Origin of the sequence: Streptomyces actuosus, assembly GCF_016921115.1 — a bacterium.
Classification (GTDB): Bacteria; Actinomycetota; Actinomycetes; order Streptomycetales; family Streptomycetaceae; genus Streptomyces; species Streptomyces actuosus_A.
Genome location: NZ_JAFFZS010000048.1, coordinates 1 through 17,261, shown reverse-complemented (window position 1 = coordinate 17,261; position 17,261 = coordinate 1). Strand labels below are relative to the sequence as shown.

At 72.3% G+C, this 17,261-nt stretch carries 17 protein-coding genes and 1 pseudogene; 11 read left to right on the top strand and 7 right to left on the bottom strand.

Features of this window, described 5'->3' with window-relative positions:
* Positions 1-86: 86 nt before the first annotated feature.
* From JS756_RS32960 to JS756_RS32945, 4 genes are all read left to right on the top strand, one after another.
* Positions 87-980 carry a DMT family transporter gene (locus tag JS756_RS32960; RefSeq protein ID WP_205386942.1) on the top strand — a complete coding sequence of 298 codons (894 nt, stop codon included), beginning with the start codon at positions 87-89 and terminating at the stop codon, positions 978-980.
* Positions 981-1,175: 195 nt separating this feature from the next.
* On the top strand, positions 1,176-1,709 hold the full coding sequence (locus JS756_RS32955) for an NUDIX hydrolase (RefSeq protein WP_205386941.1): 534 nt from the start codon (positions 1,176-1,178) through the stop codon (positions 1,707-1,709).
* Between the two features lie 9 nt (positions 1,710-1,718).
* Positions 1,719-2,111 carry a YidH family protein gene (locus JS756_RS32950; protein WP_205386940.1) on the top strand — a complete coding sequence of 131 codons (393 nt, stop codon included), beginning with the start codon at positions 1,719-1,721 and terminating at the stop codon, positions 2,109-2,111.
* Positions 2,108-2,416, top strand: coding sequence for a DUF202 domain-containing protein (locus tag JS756_RS32945; RefSeq protein ID WP_307791329.1), 309 nt, complete (start codon positions 2,108-2,110; stop codon positions 2,414-2,416). The genes JS756_RS32950 and JS756_RS32945 overlap by 4 nt, the downstream gene beginning before the upstream one ends.
* Before the next feature lie 101 nt (positions 2,417-2,517).
* Here JS756_RS32945 and JS756_RS32940 read toward each other — a convergent pair whose 3' ends face one another.
* Positions 2,518-3,465: an NADP-dependent oxidoreductase gene (locus tag JS756_RS32940; protein ID WP_205386938.1), complete on the bottom strand. Its 948-nt coding sequence runs from the start codon at positions 3,463-3,465 to the stop codon at positions 2,518-2,520.
* Between the two features lie 111 nt (positions 3,466-3,576).
* On the opposite strand from JS756_RS32940, the gene JS756_RS32935 reads away from it, so the two are divergent.
* The 3 genes from JS756_RS32935 (at position 3,577) to JS756_RS32925 (ending at position 6,586) form a co-directional block, all read left to right on the top strand.
* Positions 3,577-3,879 carry a hypothetical protein gene (locus JS756_RS32935; RefSeq protein WP_205386937.1) on the top strand — a complete coding sequence of 101 codons (303 nt, stop codon included), beginning with the start codon at positions 3,577-3,579 and terminating at the stop codon, positions 3,877-3,879.
* A gap of 451 nt (positions 3,880-4,330) precedes the next feature.
* Positions 4,331-5,365 carry a phosphotransferase family protein gene (locus JS756_RS32930; RefSeq protein WP_205386936.1) on the top strand — a complete coding sequence of 345 codons (1,035 nt, stop codon included), beginning with the start codon at positions 4,331-4,333 and terminating at the stop codon, positions 5,363-5,365.
* Positions 5,366-5,371: 6 nt separating this feature from the next.
* Entirely contained in the window at positions 5,372-6,586 is a 1,215-nt protein-coding gene (locus JS756_RS32925) for an acyl-CoA dehydrogenase family protein (protein ID WP_205386935.1), read from the top strand.
* A 366-nt stretch (positions 6,587-6,952) separates the two neighbouring features.
* On the opposite strand, the gene JS756_RS32920 is transcribed toward JS756_RS32925, so the two are convergent.
* Genes JS756_RS32920 through JS756_RS32910 form a run of 3 tightly spaced genes read right to left on the bottom strand, consistent with a single transcriptional unit; the run spans position 6,953 to position 9,995 of the window.
* Positions 6,953-7,546 (bottom strand): TetR/AcrR family transcriptional regulator, encoded by a 594-nt coding sequence (locus JS756_RS32920; protein ID WP_205386934.1) that lies wholly within the window; start codon positions 7,544-7,546, stop codon positions 6,953-6,955.
* Positions 7,547-7,572: 26 nt separating this feature from the next.
* A complete protein-coding gene (locus JS756_RS32915; protein ID WP_205386933.1) occupies positions 7,573-9,234 on the bottom strand; it encodes a class I adenylate-forming enzyme family protein in 1,662 nt (553 codons plus the stop codon).
* A complete protein-coding gene (locus JS756_RS32910; RefSeq protein ID WP_205386932.1) occupies positions 9,231-9,995 on the bottom strand; it encodes an SDR family oxidoreductase in 765 nt (254 codons plus the stop codon). The genes JS756_RS32915 and JS756_RS32910 overlap by 4 nt, the downstream gene beginning before the upstream one ends.
* A 217-nt stretch (positions 9,996-10,212) precedes the next feature.
* Here JS756_RS32910 and JS756_RS37320 point away from each other — a divergent pair.
* Positions 10,213-10,344 (top strand): annotated as a pseudogene (locus JS756_RS37320) (DUF1343 domain-containing protein); the annotation flags it as partial.
* Between the two features lie 105 nt (positions 10,345-10,449).
* Entirely contained in the window at positions 10,450-11,775 is a 1,326-nt protein-coding gene (locus tag JS756_RS32905; protein ID WP_205386931.1) for a serine-threonine protein kinase, read from the top strand.
* 24 nt (positions 11,776-11,799) lie between these two features.
* On the opposite strand, the gene JS756_RS32900 is transcribed toward JS756_RS32905, so the two are convergent.
* On the bottom strand, positions 11,800-14,589 hold the full coding sequence (locus JS756_RS32900) for a penicillin acylase family protein (protein ID WP_205386930.1): 2,790 nt from the start codon (positions 14,587-14,589) through the stop codon (positions 11,800-11,802).
* 341 nt (positions 14,590-14,930) lie between these two features.
* On the opposite strand from JS756_RS32900, the gene JS756_RS32895 reads away from it, so the two are divergent.
* The gene (locus JS756_RS32895; RefSeq protein WP_205386929.1) at positions 14,931-15,536 is read left to right on the top strand and encodes a hypothetical protein; all 606 of its coding nucleotides are present in this window, start codon (positions 14,931-14,933) and stop codon (positions 15,534-15,536) included.
* Positions 15,537-15,674: 138 nt separating this feature from the next.
* Here the strand turns inward: JS756_RS32895 and JS756_RS32890 are convergent, their stop codons facing one another.
* Positions 15,675-15,950 carry a hypothetical protein gene (locus tag JS756_RS32890; RefSeq protein ID WP_205386928.1) on the bottom strand — a complete coding sequence of 92 codons (276 nt, stop codon included), beginning with the start codon at positions 15,948-15,950 and terminating at the stop codon, positions 15,675-15,677.
* 79 nt (positions 15,951-16,029) lie between these two features.
* On the opposite strand from JS756_RS32890, the gene JS756_RS32885 reads away from it, so the two are divergent.
* On the top strand, positions 16,030-16,257 hold the full coding sequence (locus tag JS756_RS32885) for a recombinase (RefSeq protein ID WP_240204722.1): 228 nt from the start codon (positions 16,030-16,032) through the stop codon (positions 16,255-16,257).
* 20 nt (positions 16,258-16,277) lie between these two features.
* Here the strand turns inward: JS756_RS32885 and JS756_RS32880 are convergent, their stop codons facing one another.
* Positions 16,278-17,090: a phosphotransferase family protein gene (locus tag JS756_RS32880; protein WP_205386927.1), complete on the bottom strand. Its 813-nt coding sequence runs from the start codon at positions 17,088-17,090 to the stop codon at positions 16,278-16,280.
* Between the last annotated feature and the right edge of the window lie 171 nt (positions 17,091-17,261).

The window sequence follows — 17,261 nt, the reverse complement described above, 5'->3', positions numbered from 1 at the left end:
GGCACTCCCCAGGGCCCCGCCGGCCCTGGGACGCTACAGTCGGCCCTTACGACCCGTGTCCCGGCCGGACGATCGAGGTACGCAGCGTGTCGGTTCTCATCCTTGTTCTCGCCGTGAGCGCGGCATGCTGCCTGGGCTTCGGGTTCGTCCTCCAGCAGAGCGCAGCACAGCGAGCACCGCTCGGCGACTTCCTCTCCCCCCGCATCCTCCTGGACCTGATGAAGGTGCCGAGCTGGCTGGGTGGCATCGGGCTGATGGCCCTCGGCATGGCGCTGGGCGCGGTCGCGCTCGGCCAGGGCGAGATCTCGCTGGTGGAGCCGCTGCTGGCGACGAACCTGCTGTTCGCCATGGCCCTGTCCCGCCACCGCACCCGGCAGCCGCTGGGCCGGCAGGGCTGGTCCGGGCTGGCCCTCCTCGCGGGCGGGGTGACCGCGTTCATCGTGGCGGGCCGGCCGCGGGGCGGCACCGCGGTGCCGGACCCCCTGCGGCACTGGCTCATCATCGGCGCGATGACCGGCCTCGCGCTGCTCCTGACGACCTACGCCAAGCGCTCCCGGCTGAGCATCGGCCCGATGCTGCTGGCCGTGGCCGCGGGCCTGCTGTACGGAGTGCAGGACGCGCTCACCCGGATCAGCGGCCAGCGCTTCTCCGCGGGCGGCCTGCAGGAGCTGCTGACCGGCTGGCAGCCGTACGCCGTGGTGACACTCGGGGTCACCGGGCTGGTCCTGGTGCAGAGCGCCTTCGAGACCGCTTCCCTGCGCATGTCCCTGCCCGCACTGACCGCCGCCCAGCCCCTGGCCGGCATCGCCTGCGGCGTGGGGTTCCTCGGCGACCGCCTGCGCACCGACGTAGGTGCCCTGACCTGGGAGGCGGCCGGCCTCGCGGCGATCGTGACCGGCATCGTCCTGCTGGGACTGCACCCCGCGATGCCCTGCGGCTCCGCGAAACCGGAGCGGGTCCCCGCCCTCCAGCCGAGCTGAGCCGGCACGTTCCGCCCGCGCCCGCGCCGGCCCGCCGAGCCCCACCGTCCCGCCCCGCCGACCCCCGTGTGGCCCACCGCCGGTTCCCGGCACCGGTCCGCACACCCGACAGGCCCGGATCGCCCCCGCCGGACGAAGGCGGGACAGGGTCCGGGAACAGCTCCCGGGGCGCGGGCGGGCTGCTTGGATGGGGCCATGAGCGCTGCCGACGAGATTCTCGACATCGTCGACGACCAGGACCGGGTCGTCGGCCAGTGGTCGCGGGGCGAGGCGTACGCCAGGGGCCTGCGCCACCGCTGCGTCTTCGTCCAGGCCCGCGACGGGGCGGGCCGCGTCTTCGTGCACCGCCGCACCCCGACCAAGCTGGTCTTCCCCTCCCTGTACGACATGTTCGTCGGCGGGGTCGTCGGCGCGGGCGAGGCCTACGACGACGCCGCCCTGCGCGAGGCCGAGGAGGAACTGGGGGTGAGCGGGCTGCCCCGGCCGCGGTTCCTCTTCAAGTTCCTGTACGACGACGGCGCCGGACACAGCTGGTGGTCGGCGGTGTACGAGGTGCGCTGCGACCTGCCGGTCAGCCCCCAGGTCGAGGAGGTCGCCTGGCACGACTTCCTGCCCGAGGAGGAGGTCGAACGGCGTCTCGCGGAGTGGACGTGGGTACCGGACGGGCTGGCGGCGTTCGAACGGCTGAGGGAGTTCTGGACCGAGGGGCGCGAGGAGTCCGCCGGGTAAGGTCCTCACGTGATCCCATTCGCCCGCAATGTTCGGTTATGGTTCGCGCCTCAGCGGATCCGCGAAGAGGGCAGCACGCCCGACTACCGGTTCTCACTGGCGAACGAGCGCACCTTCCTCGCCTGGCTGCGCACCGCGCTGGCACTGATCGGCGGCGGTTTCGCGGTGGACCAGTTCCTGCCCGACCTCCGCTGGGCCTGGCGGGTCGGGCTCGCCCTCGCGCTGCTCGCGTCCGGCGTGCTGTGCGCGCTGCGCGCGGTGAACCACTGGGTGCGCGCCGAGCAGGCCATGCGGCGCGGGGAGGACCTCCCGCTGTCGCGCTTCCCGACCGTGCTGAGCCTCGCCGTCGCCGTCGTGGCCGTGGCGATGGTGGTCGTCGTGATCGCGGGGTGGGAGGGGTGAGCGGGCGGGACCCGGGCCTGCAGCCGGAGCGGACGCGGCTGGCCTGGCGGCGTACGACGCTGGCCTCCACGGTGGTCGCCGTCCTCGCCGCCCGGAACGCTCTGCAGAACGGCCCGTCGGCGATCGGGCTCACCGTGTGCGCCGTCAGCGCGCTGCTCTGGCTGGGTTTCCTGCTCGTCGCCCACCACCGCATCAGCACCCTGGCGGCGACCGGCCGCCCCACGGCCCTGGCGCCCAGGCACGCCACGGCGGCGGTGCTGTACACGGTCGCGCTGGCGCTGTGCGCGACGCTCCTCGTGCTCTGAACCGGTCCCCGCCCGGGCACAGCCCGACGGCCGGGGTCCCGGCCGTCCGAGCGGCCGGGACCGTCGTGGGCCCGTCCGAGCGGCCGGGCCCACGACGGGCCTCAAGCGGACTCCCCCTCCTCCCAGCCCACCGTCACCACGACCTTGCCCCGGGTGTGGCCTCCCTCGCTCAGCCGATGCGCCTCGGCCGCCCGTTCCAGCGGGAAGGCCGCGGCGACGTTCACGTCCACCACGCCCTGCTCGGCCAGCCCGGACAGCCGGTCGAGGTCCTCGGCGTCGGGGCGGACCCAGTAGTACCGACCGCCGTAGGTGAGCACGTCCGGGTCGGCGATGGAGGCCAGCCTCCCCTCGGAACCCAGGAGGGCCACCGAGGCCTGCAGCGCCGCACCGCCGACGGTGTCGAAGGCCGCGTCGACCCCCTCGGGCGCCAGCCCCCGCACGCGGTCGACCAGTCCCTCGCCGTAGGCGACCGGCTCACCGCCCAGCTGCCGCACGAAGTCGTGGTTGGCCTCGCTCGCCGTGCCGATGACGCGGGCACCGAAGTGCCGGGCGAGCTGGACGGCGATCGAGCCGACACCGCCGGCGGCGGCGTGGACCAGCACGGTCTCGCCGCGCTTGACGCCGAGCGCCCGGGTGAGCACCTGGTAGGCGGTGAGCCCGGCCAGCGGCAGCCCGGCGGCCTGCTCCCAGGTGAGGTTGCGCGGCTTGCGGGCGAGCGTGCGCACGGGGGCGGCGACGTACTCGGCGAAGGTGCCGCGGGAGAGGAAGTCCTCACGGACGTACCCGATCACCTCGTCACCGACGGCGTACTCGGTGACGGAGACGCCGGGCTGCACCACGACCCCGCAGACGTCCCAGCCGGGGACGACCGGGAAGACGGCTTCGAGCATGCCGTCCAGATAGCCCTCCCGGCACTTCCAGTCGACGGGATTGACGGCCGCCGCCCGGACCTTGACGAGGACGGCGTCGGGCCCGACCTTGGGCTCGCCCACCTCCCCGTACTCCAGCACCTCGGGACCGCCGTACCGGCTGTAGCTGATCGCCTTCATGGCTCCGACCCTCGGGGGTACCCTGACGCCACGCAAGCCGGATGCCCCGATATGCGCCGTTCGCGTGGCAGCCTGTCCGTCGGCATCCCCGCGTCACCGAAGGTGAGCACCATGACGACCCTGCACCACGCACACGACTCCCACTCCCACACCCACACCCACGGACCGGAGTGCGGGCACACCGAGGTCCCGCACGGCGACCACGTGGACTACGCGCACGACGGCCACATGCACCGCGAGCACCAGGGTCATTGGGACGAGTGCGAACGCGACGAGCACGTGGTGCACGAGGGGCACGAGCATCGGCACGGGCAGGACTGCGGGCACGAGAGCGTCCTGCACGGCGACCACGTCGACTACCTCCACGACGGCCACCGCCACGCGGAGCACGACGGCCACTGGGACGACCACTGACCGACCCGGGCGGAAGGGCGCGGCGCCGGTTCGCCGGGTCCGGTTTTGCCGGGCCCGGAGCGGCGGGCCCGGAGCGGCGGGTCCGGTTTCGCCGGGCCCGGAGCGGCGGGTCCGGTTTCGCCGGGCCCGGAGCGGCGGGTCCGGAGCGGCGGGTGCGGAGCGGCGGGTCCGGCGGGCGCGAGCCGGCACCCAGCGGGTTCGACGGGCCCCGCGGGCGCGGCGCACGTGCGGCGGACACGGGTGCCGACGCGTGGGCGCGGGGCGGGGCCCGGGTTCCGGGCCCGGCCGGAAAGGACCGCCCGCGCACCGGCGCGCGGCTCTCGGGGTACTGCCCCAAGGGCCGTCGGCCTATCGTGTCCCCGATCACGTTTGCACCTCGCACTGGACGACATACCGACTGGTCGGCATGATAAGTCGAGTTCTGTTGCCCAGTGACCCGTAGGAGCGCCGCATGAGCCCCGACCATCCGCCCGGACTCGATCCCGAACGGCTGCGCGACCTGCTCGACCGTGAGCGTCCCGGCCTGGTGCAGGGGCCTCTGACCGGCCGGCTGATCGAGGGCGGACGGTCGAACCTGACCTACAAGGTCTCCGACGGCACCTCGACCTGGGTGGTCCGGCGGCCCCCGCTCGGCCACGTGCTGGCCACCGCGCACGACATGCGGCGCGAGCACCGCGTGATCAGCGCGTTGCACCCGACGTCGGTGCCGGTGCCGCGGCCGGTCCTGCTGTGCGAGGACGAGGAGGTGCTCGGGGCACCGTTCTACGTCATGGAGTTCGTCGAGGGCACCCCGTACCGCACCGCCGACCAGCTCGCCCCGCTCGGCCCGCAGCGCACCCGGGAGACGGTGCTGTCCCTCGTCGACACACTCGTTGGACTGCACGCCGTCGAACCCGCCGAGGTGGGTCTGGAGGACTTCGGGCGCCCGGAGGGCTTCCTGGACCGGCAGCTGCGCCGGTGGGGCAAGCAGCTGGACGCCTCCCGCAACCGCGAGCTGGCCGGCGTCGACGAACTGCACGCCGCGCTCGGCCGTGCGCTGCCCCGCTCCCCCGCCCCCGCGGTGGTGCACGGCGACTACCGCCTCGACAACGTCCTCATCGGCGCCGACGACACGATCAAGGCCGTGCTCGACTGGGAGATGTCCACGCTCGGCGACCCGCTGACCGACCTGGGGCTGCTGGTGATGTACAGCACGCCGCTGGGCATGGCCGGCTCGCCGGTCTCCACCACAGCCGAGGCACCCGGCCATCCGGCTCCCTCCGCACTGATCGCCCGGTACGCCGAGCGGTCCGGGCGGGACGTGTCGGCCGTCTCCTGGTACACGGCGTTCGCCTGGTTCAAGCTCGCCGTGATCCTGGAGGGCATCCACTACCGCTACACGCTGGGCCAGACGGTCGGGCGGGGCTTCGACCGCATCGGCGACCTGGTCCCCGTCTTCATCGAGCACGGCCTGACGACTCTTCACGACGGTCTCCAGGAAGGCTGACCCGCCATGGACTTCGCGTTCGACGCCCGTACCGAGGAACTGCGCGCACGACTGCTCGCCTTCATGGACGAGTACGTCCACCCGGCCGAGCCCGTCGCCCACGAGCAGCGCGCACGGCTCGCCTCCCCGTGGGACACCCCGGCGGTGGTGGAGGAGCTGAAGGCCGAGGCCCGCCGGCAGGGCCTGTGGAACCTCTTCCTGCCGGACGCCGCGTACGGCGCCGGCCTGACGAACCTCCAGTACGCGCCGCTGGCCGAGATCACCGGGCGCTCCCCGCAGCTGGCGCCCACCGCGACCAACTGCGCCGCGCCGGACACCGGCAACATGGAGGTGCTGGCGCAGTTCGGCGACGACTGGCAGAAGAAGCAGTGGCTGGAGCCGCTGCTCGCCGGTGAGATCCGCTCGGCGTTCGCCATGACGGAGCCGGACGTGGCCTCCTCGGACGCCACCAACATCACCACGCGCATCGAGCGGGACGGCGACGAGTACGTCATCACCGGCCGCAAGTGGTACATCTCCGGGGCGATGGACCCGAACTGCTCGATCTTCATCGTGATGGGGAAGACGGACCCGGACGGCCCGGACATCCGCCGCCAGCAGTCCATGGTCCTGGTGCCGCGCGACACCCCGGGCGTCACGGTGCGGCGTGCCATGCAGGTCTTCGGCTACGAGGACCACTTCCACGGCGGCCACGCCGAGATCGTCTTCGACCACGCGCGTGTGCCGGTGTCCCATCTGATCGGCGAGGAGGGCGGTGGCTTCGCCATCGCCCAGGCCCGTCTGGGTCCGGGCCGCATCCACCACTGCATGCGGCTGATCGGCATGGCGGAGCGGGCGATCGAGCTGATGTGCCGCCGGGCGGTGTCCCGGACGGCCTTCGGCAAGGCGCTGGGGCAGCAGGGCGTCGTCCACAACTGGATCGCCGACGCGCGGGTGACGGTGGAGCAGCTGCGGCTGCTGGTGCTGAAGACGGCCTGGCTGATGGACACCGTGGGCAACCGGGGCGCCCACACCGAGATCCAGGCCATCAAGATCGCCACCCCGCGTGCGGTCGTCGACATCATCGACCGGGCCATCCAGTTGCACGGCGCGGGAGGCGTCAGCCAGGACTTCCCGCTGGCCGAGCTCTACGCCGGAGCCCGCACACTGATGATCGCCGACGGTCCGGACGAGGTGCACCAGCGGTCGCTGGCGCGGCGGGAGCTGAAGAAGTACCTCTGAAGTGCCTCTGAGGCGGCGCGGGAGGGGCGGACGCGGGAGCGGTCGCCCCTCCCGCGCCGGTCCGCGTGTCGGATCCGGCCGACGCCGGTCCGGCGCCCTCGCCCGTCCACAGTCCCGTGCCTGTGCCGGTCCGCGTCCGGGCCTGCCGAGGCACGGGGGCGGATCTCGCCCGGTTCACGCCTCGGTCCTCGGCCGGTCCGTGACGCCGGTCCGAGCCGGTTCCGGCACCGTGCGCCCGCGGTCACGGCGCCCGACCGGTCACCTCGCAGGGCCGCCCCCCGCGTCCCGGGCCCGTACCCGAGCGCGCCGCACGGGTGCGGGCCCGGTGGGCGGTGCGCCCGGGAGCGGGCGTGGCACGGGCCCCTGTCAGGGGCGCAGTGCGCGCAGCAGCAGGTCGGCCAGGTGGTCGGCGACCTCCTGCGGGCTGAGCGGGCCGTCGGGGCGGTACCAGGTGGACAGGTGGTGGACCGAGCCGAAGTGGTAGTCCACCACCAGGTCCGCCGGCGTGGCCGTGGAGAAGACGCCCTCTCGCTGCCCCTCCTCGATGAGGGCGCGGAAGCGCTCGTGGTAGCGGCGGCGCTCGGCACGGACCTGCTTGTTCTTCTCGGGGCTGAGATGGTGCATCGACCGGAAGAAGATCGACGCGTCGTCGAGGTTCTCGATGGTCGTGACCACGACGTCGGCCGCCGCGCCCCGCAACCGCTTCTCCACCGGCGCGTCCATCTCGGCGAAGTGGTCCAGCCGTTCCTGCTGGACGCGCAGGACGCGCGCGTACACCTCGTGCAGCAGGTCGTCCTTGGAGCCGAAGTAGTGGTAGAGCGCCCCCTTGGTGACGCCCGCGGCCTCGACGATCTCCTGCACCGAGGTCCGGTCGTAGCCCTGCTCGGCGAAGAGCCGGGTGGCGGCGGCCAGGAGCCGCTGCGGCACGGGTGTGCCGTCCGTGTCCGTCGTCCTGGGCACTGCCGCCACCTGCCTTTCCGTGGTTCCTAACGGTTCTGTTGCGTGCGGGAACGCAGTTCCCGCCGGAGGATCTTCCCACTTGCCGTCTTGGGCAGGTCGGGCAGGATCTCCACCTGACGGGGGTATTTGTACGCGGCCAGTCTCTCCTTGCAGTAGGCCGCCAGGTCGTCCGGGGCCGTCTCGGCGCCCGGACGCAGACTGATGTACGCCTTGACGGTCTCCCCGCGGTACCCGTCGGGCACCCCGACGACGGCCGCCTCGCGTACCGCCGGGTGTGTGTAGAGCACGTCCTCGACCTCACGCGGCCAGACCTTGAAGCCGGACGCGTTGATCATGTCCTTCTTGCGGTCGACCACGTACAGCCAGCCCTGCTCGTCCATGAAGCCGATGTCGCCGGTGCGCAGTTCCCCGCCGGGGAAGGTCTCGGCGGTGGCGTCGGGGCGGCGCCAGTAGCCCGGCACGACCTGCGGTCCGCGCACCAGGATCTCGCCCTGCTCGCCGAAGGGCACCTCTCGGCCCTCCTCGTCGACGATCCGGACCACGGTGTCGGGGCCGGGCAGGCCGACGGCAAGGGTGCCGGAGACCGGATCGACGGGTGCCTCCAGGTGCGGGGGCACGGCGGCGCAGGGGGCGGTGCACTCGGTGAGGCCGTACCCGTTGCGGATGTACGGTCCGAAACCGGCCCGGAACTTCTCCACCAGGGCCGGCGGCAGCGGGGCGCCGCCGGAGGCGATGGCGGCGAAGGACGCGAAGTGCTCGCGGGTGCAGCCGGGGTGGGCGGCCAGCGCCATGAACGCGGTCGACGGGCCGACCGTGTAGTGCGGGCGGTGTGCGGCGAACGCGTCCAGGACGACGCCCGCCTCGAAGCGGTACGCCAGGACCAGCGTGCCCGCGCTGGTCAGACAGGCAGCGAACTGGGCGACCATGCCGGTGATGTGGAACAGCGGGGCCATGGCGAAGTAGACCGGTGCCTCGGGCAGCGCCAGCCCGGTCCGCTGCCGCTCGGCGTTGTACATGATGTTGCCGTGCGTGTTGGTGGCGCCCTTGGGGGTGCCGCTGGTGCCCGAGGTGTAGCTGATGAGCGCGATCTCGCCGGACGCGGGGACGCGCCCCTCGGGGGCCGGGTGGCCGGCGCGGGCGACGGCGGTCAGGTCGTCGGCGTCGGCGGCCAGCGGGAGCCGCTCGAAGGAGAGCACGCGCGCGTCGTCGGCGGTCTGGAAGTCCCGCTCGCAGGCGGTGAGCACGACACGGACCGGGGAGTCGGCGGCCGTCGTCCTCAGGTACGACTCCCAGGCCCGGTCGGAGCAGATCAGCGCGGAGGCCTCGGCGTCGCGCAGTACGTGGGCCACCTCGGCGGACTTGTACATCGGGTTGACGGGGACGACGATCGCGCCGGCCTTCCAGGCACCGAGCACCGCGAGCACGAAGTGCGGGGAGTTCTGGAGCAGGACGGCCACGCGGTCGCCTCGTCCGACGCCGCCGGCCGCGAGACGGCCGGCGACGGAGTCGCTGAGCTCCTCGGTCTCGCGGTAGGTCAGGCGCCCGTCGAAGTAGGTGAGGAAGGTCCGCTCCGGCACCTCGGCGACGGCCCGGCGCAGGGCGTGCACCAGGGAGGGGGCCGGGTCCACCGGGGCGCGCTGGACCTCGGTGAGGAGGTCCCGCCAGGGCTGGGCGGCGTACCCGGTCACTCTGCGGCCTCCCACTTCTGCTGGATGTGGTTCATGTTGACCAGCCAGCGCTCCGGGTCGGCGGCCCGGGCCCGGTAGTACTCGGCGACCTCGGGGTGCGGCAGGACCAGGAACCGGTCCTCCTCGATGCCCCGGAACAGGGCGTCGGCCACGTCCTCGGGCTCGATCGCGGTCGGCCTGAGCACCAGGTCGCCCGCGCTGCCGCTGCCGGCCAGCATGTCGGTGCGCACGCCCTGCGGGCAGACGGCGTGCACCTTGATCCCGCGGTGGCGGTAGGTCAGCGACAGCCACTCGGCGAAGGCGTAGGCACCGTGCTTGGTGACGCTGTAGGGGGCGGCGCCGATCATCGTCAGCAGGCCGGCGGCGGACACGGTCGAGACGAATCGGCCGCTGCCGCGCGCCAGCCAGTCCGGGAGCAGCAGATGGGCCGCGCGGACGTGCGCCATGACGTTGACGTCCCAGGCGAGCGCCCAGACGTCCTCCTCGGCGGACTCCGAGCCGCCGGAGGGGACGCCGGCGTTGGCGCAGTAGACGTCGACGGTGCCGCCCAGCACCTCGCGCGCCTCGGCGACGATCGCGGAGGCGTCGCCGGGCACGGCGCTACCGCCGATCTCGTCGGCGACCGCCTTCGCCTTGTCCGCGTCGAGGTCGTTGACCACGACCCTGGCCCCTTGTGCGGCGAACCGGCGGGCCAGCGCGGCCCCGATCCCGCCGCCGGCACCCGTGACGACGACCCCAGCACCCTCAACGGCTTCCACCATCGGTCTCCTTCGACGCGACGCGATTCGGCTCCGGCCTCCTGCCGCGCCAGACTAACCGGTCGGTATGTGTGAAGGAAGGGGTGACCGGCCCAACCTGTATGCGCCAGGAGGTGCTCACCGTGCCACTCCGCCGGCCGAAGCCCGACCGGATCCGGACAGGGCCGGACCCGGCAGGAGCGAACCGGACACGACCGGACCGCGCCGAACCGCCACAGCCGACAGGCTCACGGGCTCTGTCCGGGTGAGCGCCACGATCGACGCCGACACCGACACCGACGCGGTCGCGCGGGGATGGCGGCGGGAGCTCGCGGCCTTCCGCCGGACGCGCGAGCGGTACCTGCTGTACCGGCGACGCGGTCGGCGCGTCCGTACTGCCGTGACGTATGGCCAAGTCCCTCTGTTCGCAGGACGATGCGCCCGTATCGACGCGCCGTTTCGGACGAGGGGGTCTGGCATGGCAGGGACGGAGATGAGCGTGGCTCCTTACTGGGAGCTGACCTTCGATGCGGACGGAGACGCCGACGGCCGCCGGCGGGACCGGCTGACGGCCGAGGTGACCGCTCGCGGCGTGCGGCACCTGGTGGTCTTCGCGCACGGCTGGAACACCGACCGCTCCGGTGCCACCCGGTTGTTCAGCCGCTTCCTCGCCCCCTTCCCCGGGCTCGCGCCGCGGGCCGGGCTCGGGTTCGCCGGTGTGGTGTGGCCGTCGATGCGGTTCTCCGACGAGCCGATCCCCGACTTCCCGCGGTCCGTGGCCGCGACGGCGGCACGCCGACCCGCGCTGGACGAGGACACCCTGGAGGCCCTGCGGGCGACCTTCCCCGGGCAGGAGCAGGCCGTCGACCGGATCGCGCTCCTGCTGGAGCGGCAGCCGCGCGGGCAGGCGGAACTGGAGGGATTCGGGCGACTGGTGCGGCTGCTGGTGGAGGCCGCGCCGTCCGGGACGCAGGCGGTGTTCGCCGCGGACACCCTGGTGGACGGAGTGCCGCCGGACGGCCCTGCGATGTTCCACCGGCCGGTGGCCGAGGTGTGCCGGGAGTTCTCCGAGGCGCTGGCGGGACTCGAACCGGTCGGCGGGGGCGAGGGGTTCTCGCTGCCGAACCCCTGGCACGGCGCCCGCGAGCTGCTGCGGCAGGCGACGTACTACGCGATGAAGCGGCGCGCCGGCGTGGTCGGCGAGCGCGGGCTGGGCCCGGTGATCGGGCGGCTGGCCGCGGCCGGCCCCGGTGTGCGGGTGCATCTCGTCGGCCACAGCTTCGGGGCGCGGCTGGTGTCGTTCGCGCTGCGCGGTCTGCCCGAGGGGGTCCGCACGGTGAAGTCGGTGACCCTGCTCCAGGGGGCCTTCTCGCACTACGCGTTCGCCTCCCGGCTCCCGCACGACCCGCGCGCGGGAGGTGTGCTGCGGGGCCGGCAGGGCCGGGTCGACGGCCCGGTGGTGTGCTGTCACTCCCGGTACGACTCTGCGCTCGGCACGCTGTATCCGATGGCCTCGCGGATGGCGGGCGACGCCGCCGGGGTGGCCGCCGAGGAGATCCGGATCGGGGGCCTGCTGGGGGCCCGGTGGGGCGCGATGGGGTACGACGGCGTCCAGGCGGTGCCGGGAACACGCGCGGTGACGCTGGCCGAGGCGGTGCGGGGCTCGCTGCCCGCGTCGGGGTGCGTCAACGTCGACGCGGCGTCCGTGGTGCGGCGCGGCGGGCCGCCGTCCGGGGCGCACAGCGACATCCTCCACCGGGAGCTGGCGCAGGTGGTGGTGGCGGCGGGCCGTATCGCCCCGTGAGGCGGCCCGCCGCCACCGCGGCCGTCACCGGTGTCCGGTGAACTCCACGACCTGCTGGTAGGTGGGCCGGTTCTGCCAGCCGATCCGGCGGTGCTTGATGCCGCCGAGGGTGCGCTGGACGATCGAGTCGGCGCACCACTGGTCACCCGCCGAGCACTGGTCGTCTCCCGGGTAGACCTGGGAGGCGGTCCTGCCCGCCGCTTCCTTCAGGGTGCCGATCAGCACGTCCCGGCAGCCGGTGAGGCTGCCGCCGCCGCAGTAGGTCCGGGCGAGGGGTCCCCGGACCGGCTCGCCGAGCACCGCACGGATGTCCTTGTCGACGTAGCTCCACCAGCCGTACTGGAAGGAGCTTCCGGCGTGCGCCCCGGTGGGGCCGTGGCCGGCGGACGGCGCCTCGTCGACCGGCAGGTCGGCGGTGAAGGCGGAGTACAGGTCGCTCCCGAGACCGGGCTCGAACTCGGCCTTGACCAGCAGCGGCCACCAGGCGTCGAGGATGCGGATCGCGTCGGCGTCGGCGTACTTCCCGGATCCCGCCGACGTCTCGGTGCGCCGGGCGCCGGCGGCGACCCAGGACTGGAGCCGGCTCGCCGCCGCGGCCGCCGTGGGATCGGTCACCGGAGAATCGGTGACGACCCTCAGCAGGTCCGGCAGCACGTCCTCGGCGCGCAGATCGGAGACGCCCGCCTCGGCCATCGCCTGCACGAGGGAGGTGCGGGTGACGCCGCCGGCGGCGACCAGACGCTTCACGCGGTCGTCGAGCAGGTTGCCGCGGTGCACCGGCCCGTTGCCCCAGGAGGCGGCGGCGTACCCCTCGGCCTGCTTGTTGTTCCAGGAGATGTAGTAGTCCTGGTCGACGGAGTTGGGGTGGGCGGACGGCGGGGTGTAGTCGGCGGTGTTGGGCGCCGGGTCCCAGCCCCGCCACTCGTACTCCGGCCGCGCCCACACCGGGAACTCGGCGTCCACGCCGGCCGCGCGCACCGGGTTGTCGCCGCTGTTGTAGTACGCGGTGTGCCGGTCGTCGGCGTAGAACCAGTTGAAGGTGTAGTTGATGTGCCGCACCGCGCTCTGGAAGGACGCGGGACCGGTGACGTAGCCGGGGTCGTTCAGCATCTGGAAGCCGATGATCGAGTCGGCCTCGTGGAGGAACGACGAGCGCAGGCTGGTGTAGGCGACCTTCTTTCCGCCGACGGTCGCGCGGTACTCGACCGGGCCGTAGGCCGTGCGCCAGACCCGCATGGTGTACGAGCCCGCGGCCGTTCCGTCGGCGACGGTCGGCTTCCAGGCGTTCTTCCGCTCGACCTTCTCCATGGCGGTGCAGGTACCGCGGTAGAGGTAGTGGTAGTCGTCCTGGCACAGCTCGACGGCGTAGGTGTCGATGATGTCCTGGCCGGAGGTGGTGGCGCTCCAGGCGTAGTCCTGGCCACGACCGAGTTCGACGTAGAAGCTGAGTCCGGCGAACGAGGCGCCGCGGGCGCTGATGCCGGGGCCCTGGATCTCCTGGAGCATCAGCAGCTGCGGGGCGAAGTAGCCGGTCTGCGGGCCGAAGACGGCGACGGGGTGGCCGCTCGCGGTGTGCTCGCCGCTGACCACGAGGGCGTTGGACATGCCGCGCCGGGCGGAACTGACGGCGGCCTTCGCCACGGCGCCGGAGGCCGCGGTCGCGGCGCTGGTCGCGGCACTGCCGGTGCGGTCGTGGACGAGGGGCTCCGAGGTGACCGAGCCGGGGTCGGGCAGGGCCGTGCCGCGGGGGTCGTCGGGGCGGGTGGCGTACGGGAAGCTCCGGCCGTCGTGGACGGTGAGGACGGCCTCGGGGTCGTTGCGCTCGCGGAAGGACTCCCAGACCTCGGTGCCCTCCTCCACGCCGTACTTGGCCTGTGCGGCCAGCAGGGAGAGCGCGTTGTTCACCTCACCGCCGCCCCCGGATCCGAAGAGGGCGCCGACGACCGAACCGAGCGCCACCAGGTCGGTGATCTTGAAATGGGCGATGGTGCCGGAGTTGGTGATGGCGTTCTTGTGGCCGGTCAGGACGTACTCGCCGGGGAAGTACCGGCCCCTGTCGGAGGCGTCGATGTAGGCGTTGATGCCGGCCAGGTAGGCGTCGGCGTCGGCGAGGGCCTGCCGGCCCCGGTCGCCGTTGGTCGTGACGGCCCGGTCGATCTGGGCCTGGAGCTCGGCCTCGGTGTAGGGCGCGTTGCGCCAGAACTGCTGCTCCAGCCCCTGGTTGGCGGCGGCGCCGCCCGCGAAGGAGGTCAACTGGCCCCGGCCCACGTGCCGGAAGATGTCCATCAGCCACAGCCGGTCCTGGGCCGCGGCGTAGCCGGCACCGAACTCGGTGCCGTAGCGGGTGGTGCCGGTGATGTGCGGGACGCCGGTCCTCTTGTCGCGGACGATGGTGACGTCGGTGCGACCCGCGGGCCTCCGGGTGGACGCGATCTGGTCGGAAGGGACACCGAAGGAGGCGTCGTTGAAGAAAGTGTTGATCTTGTCCGCGGTGAGGGCGGGGTAGCCGGTGGCCAGGTTCGCGTACGGGCCGAGTTGATCCTCGGCGTGCGCCGGCTGGGTGCCGAAGGCCTGGTTGAACAGGATCTGGACGAGGGTGGCGTTGCCGTTCTCGCCCGGCGGGAGGATGTCCGAACACCTGCCGCCGCAGTAGTCGTTCACAGCGGAGGTCCCGGTGGCCGCCACCGCGGGTGTGGAAAGCGGCGACAAAAGCCCGGCCAAGAGCGCGCATGCGCCGGCGGCCTTCAGGAACCCGGGGAATCTGCGAGGAGTTCTCTGTCTGTCAGCGGTGCTTCGTGGGGTGCGCCATGACATGGGCGGCTCCTACCGACGTGGGGTTGGCCGGACGTTACCGGCGGTATCCCCGCGTGTGAAGATGAACATGCGTCAACTTTCGGCGTTTCAACGAGAGGCCGAGAGGTCAAGCGGGGCGGCGTTATGGGCCGCATCGGGAAACGGATGGAGCCGAATCGCCTGTCGACGCGTCTACTCGGCGATGTCGAAGGGCGACGGGGGCGGACGAAGGAGGATCGACGACGGACGGCGCCGACGGACACCCGACGGCGACGGACGCCGTCGGGCCGCACACGCGGATGGCGTGCGACGCGGCCGACATGACCGAAGTACAGGTGCAGGTGTGAGGGAGGTGCAAGGCGATGGCCGGTTTCCGAAGCCTGGCGAGACAGGTGCGGGACCCGCGGTGCGATCTGGCGCTGCGGCGGTACTCACTGCGCAAGTGCCTTGAGAGGTTCGCCCCTTACGGACACAGGGCGACCTGGGACCATCTGTGCACGCACTGGGGCTTCGGCCCCGAGGACAGGTCCCCCGACCCGGTGCGGCTCGTGGCCGCGCTGGACGAGTTGGAGGAAGCGCGGTCGGTGTGGCTGGCCTATGAGGCCGGGTTCGCCGAGCGCCGCAGGAAGGAGAAGCACGACGGGCTGCGCAGGCCTGGCAGCGTGGACGACTGGCACCGGCTGACGTGGGGCGGCTTCGGCGTCGCCTGGTGCGACGACCCGCGGATCCACCCCCGGGAGCCGCTGGCGGAGGTGCTGCGGCGGCTGATCGCGGCCCTGGAGCGCGCGCCGGGGGCAGGCTGCCCGGTCTGCGGCGGGGCGCGTCTGATGTGGAGGTACGACCTGGACCACGAGCCCTCCTCGGGCCCGGTCTGCGCGGACTGCGGGATTCTCGTTCCCCGTCCGGTGCTCACGCCCGAGGCCCTGGCGCACGCCAGGCGCGGCGGGCGGCTGCTGGTGTCGGCCTAGAACCGCGGGGGTGCGCCGGGGATGCCGCACCCCCCCTGTGCGGGGCCCGGACCGGGGCTGCCGGCCGCGGGACCGGGCATCATCCGACCATGATGCAGGTCTGTCCCAAGGCGAGGTTTCAGCAGAGGCGGTCGAAGATCAGAACGGAACCGACAGACTGGAGTCGCGCAGGCGGGCCAGAGCAACGGACATGCACTGCTGAACAGTCCTCCCATCGGCTCGCATCCCATGCGCCAACGGGCCGCCGCTGGCAGTGAACGTCCACGCCGGCGCGTTGTCAGCCAGTCTCCCGGCGTCCATCCTGATCATGGCATTCACATCCTGCTCGCCCAGCCACTCCAAGATCAGAAGCGTCACGTCCTCAACGCCGCGTTCCTCATCAATCTTCGGCCAACGGCCTCGGTTCCCAGTCATCACTCCGACTCTATCGAGACCCCGGAGGCGGTCCAGGGGTCCAACCGGCAAGTTCAGAGAAGCCTGCATCCGCTGCCCAATGCTCCAGGTCAACCCCAAGATGCTGCCCCGCCTCGCGGAGATCGAGAAGGACCTCCTCCTGCGCCGCAAGCGAGCCCAGGAAGAGCACTGGCTCGGCGAGGTCGAAGGCATCGACTCGACCCTGACCTTCCTCCGTGCCAAGCAGGCCGAGGCCGCCCGCCTCGTCAAGAGACCCGTCGCCGACCTCGGCATCCCACGCCCACGCCCCGATTCACCAGGAACTTGACCTCGGGGTCTCCCGAGGCTCTATCGCCAATGTGTCCGCTCACGCACCCAATGGAGTGCAGCTTGACCCTGAGCACGCTGAAAGTCCCGCACCGTCGGCAGCCCCGGCGGCGGGGCCTGCACGGACTGACGAAGGAAGTATCCAGCCGCAGCGATGAGCACGGTGGTGACATCTTCCGGGTCGGCACCACGAGCGAACAGGTGCTGATCAAGAAGACTCACGGCATCCGGGGCGCCCTGCATGATCACGCTCGGGCCCATCGCGACGACGTCAAACCACGAAGCTCCGACTGCGGCCCACGGCCAGTCGACGACCATGACGCGGTCGTCGGTCAGCAAAACGTTGTCCGCCCGCAGATCGCCATGGATCAAGGCACTGCCGGCTGCAGCTGCGATCCAGGCGGCTTCTCGGTCGACGAGGTGTCCCAGATTGCGTCGTGCCCAGGGATCGAGCCAGGCCAGGTCGTCTGTCCCATCGGCGGAAGCAGCGGAAAGCCGACGCCAGCCTTGGAACTTCTCGCCGAATCGGTCAGCAACCGGTGGTGCCGCGATCGGCGAAGGATCGAGCAGCACGGACAGCTCGTTAGCCGCTGCAAGAACACGGTGGAGCTCGTCCAGCCGCCACGGCTGGGCCGGCATTCTCCCGTCGACGTCTTCGAAGACCAAAACGACCCAGCCTTCGAGGTCCAAAGTCATGAGCAGCTGCGGCACAGGCGCTGCGATCGGCAAGGCCGCGGTGATCCGTGCCTCGGATCGGTGGAGGTCAGGGGTGTCGGGGTTTGGTTCAGGGCCCACCGCCTTCACGAACACCCGCCGACCGTCGACAAGGCGCATGCGAGCAGCAACCCCAGGCGAGAAGCCCCCTGAAGTTCCCCCCGCGAACTGGACAGCGGGTGTTTACGCTGCCGGGACGAGGTTCTGCCTGAGCAAGGATCTCGTTTCGAGTGGAGTGACGTACCCGTAGTCGGGGTGCCGACGGAGCCGGCTGCGGTTGTACTCGACCTC

Coding starts and splice junctions, on each gene's coding strand:
- JS756_RS32955 (WP_205386941.1), top strand. CDS start 1,176: ATGAGCGCTGCCGACGAGATTCTCGACATCGTCGACGACCAGGACCGG.
- JS756_RS32940 (WP_205386938.1), bottom strand. CDS start 3,465: ATGAAGGCGATCAGCTACAGCCGGTACGGCGGTCCCGAGGTGCTGGAG.
- JS756_RS32935 (WP_205386937.1), top strand. CDS start 3,577: ATGACGACCCTGCACCACGCACACGACTCCCACTCCCACACCCACACC.
- JS756_RS32930 (WP_205386936.1), top strand. CDS start 4,331: ATGAGCCCCGACCATCCGCCCGGACTCGATCCCGAACGGCTGCGCGAC.
- JS756_RS32925 (WP_205386935.1), top strand. CDS start 5,372: ATGGACTTCGCGTTCGACGCCCGTACCGAGGAACTGCGCGCACGACTG.
- JS756_RS32910 (WP_205386932.1), bottom strand. CDS start 9,995: ATGGTGGAAGCCGTTGAGGGTGCTGGGGTCGTCGTCACGGGTGCCGGC.
- JS756_RS32905 (WP_205386931.1), top strand. CDS start 10,450: ATGGCAGGGACGGAGATGAGCGTGGCTCCTTACTGGGAGCTGACCTTC.
- JS756_RS32900 (WP_205386930.1), bottom strand. CDS start 14,589: ATGTCATGGCGCACCCCACGAAGCACCGCTGACAGACAGAGAACTCCT.
- JS756_RS32895 (WP_205386929.1), top strand. CDS start 14,931: ATGGCCGGTTTCCGAAGCCTGGCGAGACAGGTGCGGGACCCGCGGTGC.
- JS756_RS32890 (WP_205386928.1), bottom strand. CDS start 15,950: ATGACTGGGAACCGAGGCCGTTGGCCGAAGATTGATGAGGAACGCGGC.
- JS756_RS32885 (WP_240204722.1), top strand. CDS start 16,030: ATGCTCCAGGTCAACCCCAAGATGCTGCCCCGCCTCGCGGAGATCGAG.
- JS756_RS32880 (WP_205386927.1), bottom strand. CDS start 17,090: ATGCGCCTTGTCGACGGTCGGCGGGTGTTCGTGAAGGCGGTGGGCCCT.